Here is a 2880-nt window from a genome sequence, read left to right as displayed (position 1 = left end):
CTTCACTATTTTTTTGATTTTGTAATCGCTGAGTTTGCTATATTTTACAGGCATTACAGAACAAATCTATCCAATTGTTATGGTCTTATGCCTTAAGAATTAAAATTATGCTTTTAAACTGTCTCGTTTTTGGGGAAGTTTACCGACTAAGTAAAGAACTGTTCGCAAGCTATCGCACTAATTGAGATTTCTATTTATCCCGACACTATTCTCGTTGATTTCAATAATCAGCCCGATTCAAGTTTTCGAAAGGATATTTTCAGTGTGATTTCCTTAACAAAGAACAATTGGAAAATGATGTTCCTACTAGTCTTCATATAAGAATTTCATTTGGGTTCTCCTACGACTTTGGCCAAGCTTCTCCGGACATAAACCCTGATTCCGTAGCTATGAATTTCACTAGCTACTTCATGGCACTAGGAACTAATGAGTACATTGAGAACCCTTATTATGGATGTCAATTCGAATCTAACGAGGTAATATTTGAAAGCTATCTCGAGCAAGTTTCGAAGGGTGACTCAATCTCTGCTCAGATTTTTAAAGATGAAATGCAGCAGCGAGACCCCTTAGGTAAGTTTTCCTATTCGATAGATAACAATTGCAAACAGCACGCAAAGCCCAGCGCTCTTGCTCTCCTACTCAGAAGCCCTGATCAAAACTAATGAGCTTTCATATCTTGTTGACTTATCCGCAAGACGCCTGCCCTTGCACACAAACCACAGTCGTCCATAAATAGACGATCCGTAATGAGGTTTTGTCCTATTGTCCATCTACAAATTTCTTTAAACTTTGAACTCTAAACTTTTAGCTCCTAAAAATTAAGAATTAAAAATTCCGAATTAAGAATTAAAATTCCGATATTTGCACGCTCAAAATTTTAGTAACGGGGGACGGGTTCCCCAAAATCTAACCATATGTCTGCAAGAATTCGTTTACAACGCCACGGTCGCAAGGGCGCTCCGATCTTTCACATCGTAGTAGCTGACCAGCGCTCTAAGCGTGACGGTCGCTTTATCGAGAAATTAGGAGTGTATAACCCAAGCACTAACCCTGCTACCATCGACCTCAATGATGAGTCGGCCTTGAGTTGGGTAATGAAGGGTGCACAGCCAACCGATACAGCGCGTGCGATTCTTTCTTACAAAGGTATTCTGCTTCGCAAGCACTTGTTGGAAGGCGTTAAGAAAGGCGCTTTGACCGAAGAGCAAGCTGAAGAGCGTTTTGAAGCGTGGAAAGCCGAGAAAGAAGGAAAGATCACGGCTAAAGCGGATGCACAGCGAAAGGCTAAGCAAGACGCTATAAAAGCGCAACGCGACGCTGAAGCTGCAAAACGCAAAGAAGAAGCAGAAGCAGAAGCTAAGGCTGCGGCCGAAGCTAAAGCCGCTGCTGAGGAGGCCGCTACTGAAGAGGCTCCAGCCGAGGAAGCTGCTGCTGAAGAAGCTCCTGCTGCTGAAGAAAAGACTGAAGAGCCAGCTGCTGAAGCTGATGCTGACGCCGACGCAGAGAAGAAAGATGCGTAAGGATGACTGTTTCTACTTCGGTAGGATCATCAAAAAAAACGGGTTCAAAGGCGACCTGAAGCTTCGGTTCGACGTCGACTACCCGGAAGAGTATTCAGAATTGGAATCAGTACTGGTCGAAACCAAGACCGGACTCGTTCCTTTCTTTTTTGATACCTACATACTCGAAGACAAAGGATTCGTTCGCGCTCATCTCGAAGGCGTGGACACCGAAGAAGCCGCCGATCGCGTGGTCGGGTCTGAGCTATATCTACCACTCAACATTTTGCCGGATCTCGAAGGAACCGATTTCTACTATCACGAGGTGGTCGGATTCGAAGTTCTGGACGAAGTTTTTGGTTCGGTCGGAACCATTACCCAGGTGCGCGAAGGCAACGCCCAAGACCTCCTGGTGATTGATCGAAAAGGAAAAGAGGTACTGATACCCGTGATCGACGAGTGGATCATTGCCCTGAATCGAGAAGCAAAGCAAATGACCGTCCGAACTCCCGAAGGACTGATCGACCTGTACATCAGCGGTCCGGGTAAGGATGAAGAGCCCGATCGAGACTGATGTCGGGGGTTTTCAGGTTCAAGAAATTCAATATTGAACATGTCGCCTCTGCCATGAAAGTGGTGACCGATGCCATATTGCTGGGTTCATGGACCAAGCTGCCATTTACCGACGCCAGAATTGTCGAAGATGTCGGATCTGGTACGGGCATCATAGTGCTAATGATGGCTCAACGCGAACCTCTCGTCGAGGTCGTAGGATACGAGATCGATCAAGCATCGGCCCGCGAGGGCCAAAAAAACATGACCCAAAGTCTCTGGGGCGATCGCTGTCGCTGTATTTGTGGCGATTGAAAAAGCGATCGCGGTAATGAGTCCGTTGATCTGATCGTTAGTAATCCGCCATATTTTATGGCAAATGACCGAATGGCTCAGGGCGAACGAAAGCAAGCGCGACAGGAAGTTAGTCTGAGCTTGGCAGATTTGATCTCACTGGCGTATGCCCGAACATCGGCCCGAGGTAGTTTGGCGATCGTGATACCCAGTGAACGCCTTCAAGAAGTCCTGAATCTAGCTAGCCAGACCGGATGGTTCCTGTGGCGACGAACAGAGGTCAGCGGAAAGCCGAGCGCACTGCCAATTCGCATGCTGATCCAGTGGTCTAAGGAAGAAAGAACTTCGGAATGGAACTCCTTTTCCGTGTATGGCGATAATGGGCGTTGGAGCCCGGAATACGCAGAGCTGACGCGGGAGTTCTACTTATAGTTGAATAGAGCGGAGAGCTGAATTCTTAAGGCTTAAGACCAGAACAATTGGATAGATTTGTTCTGTAATGCCTGTAAAATATAGCAAACTCAGCGATTACAAA

The 2880-nt window shown here is 46.4% G+C and carries 4 protein-coding genes; all 4 read left to right on the top strand.

What is annotated here, in order from left to right; genetic code table 11:
• The first annotated feature begins 914 nt into the window (after positions 1–914).
• From J4F31_12340 to J4F31_12325, 4 genes are read left to right on the top strand one after another with little or no spacing between them, the layout of a single operon-like run.
• Positions 915–1520: a 30S ribosomal protein S16 gene (locus tag J4F31_12340; protein MCE2497341.1), complete on the top strand. Its 606-nt coding sequence runs from the start codon at positions 915–917 to the stop codon at positions 1518–1520.
• Positions 1513–2073 carry a 16S rRNA processing protein RimM gene (gene rimM, locus J4F31_12335; protein ID MCE2497340.1) on the top strand — a complete coding sequence of 187 codons (561 nt, stop codon included), beginning with the start codon at positions 1513–1515 and terminating at the stop codon, positions 2071–2073. Before J4F31_12340 ends, rimM begins: the two co-directional genes overlap by 8 nt.
• Positions 2073–2366, top strand: coding sequence for a methyltransferase (locus tag J4F31_12330; protein MCE2497339.1), 294 nt, complete (start codon positions 2073–2075; stop codon positions 2364–2366). The genes rimM and J4F31_12330 overlap by 1 nt, the downstream gene beginning before the upstream one ends.
• A gap of 57 nt (positions 2367–2423) precedes the next feature.
• Positions 2424–2777: a hypothetical protein gene (locus J4F31_12325; protein ID MCE2497338.1), complete on the top strand. Its 354-nt coding sequence runs from the start codon at positions 2424–2426 to the stop codon at positions 2775–2777.
• The last annotated feature ends 103 nt before the right edge of the window (positions 2778–2880 follow it).

The sequence above is a fragment of the Flavobacteriales bacterium genome, from assembly GCA_021296215.1.
GTDB lineage: Bacteria > Bacteroidota > Bacteroidia > Flavobacteriales > ECT2AJA-044 > ECT2AJA-044.
The sequence above is the reverse complement of the archived record's forward strand: the minus strand, read 5'-3'. Positions and strand labels throughout refer to the sequence as shown.

What these genes read in the sequence shown, in the direction of transcription:
- rimM (MCE2497340.1), top strand. Translation starts at nt 1,513, where the DNA reads ATGCGTAAGGATGACTGTTTCTACTTCGGTAGGATCATCAAAAAAAAC.
- J4F31_12325 (MCE2497338.1), top strand. Translation starts at nt 2,424, where the DNA reads ATGGCAAATGACCGAATGGCTCAGGGCGAACGAAAGCAAGCGCGACAG.
- J4F31_12340 (MCE2497341.1), top strand. Translation starts at nt 915, where the DNA reads ATGTCTGCAAGAATTCGTTTACAACGCCACGGTCGCAAGGGCGCTCCG.
- J4F31_12330 (MCE2497339.1), top strand. Translation starts at nt 2,073, where the DNA reads ATGTCGGGGGTTTTCAGGTTCAAGAAATTCAATATTGAACATGTCGCC.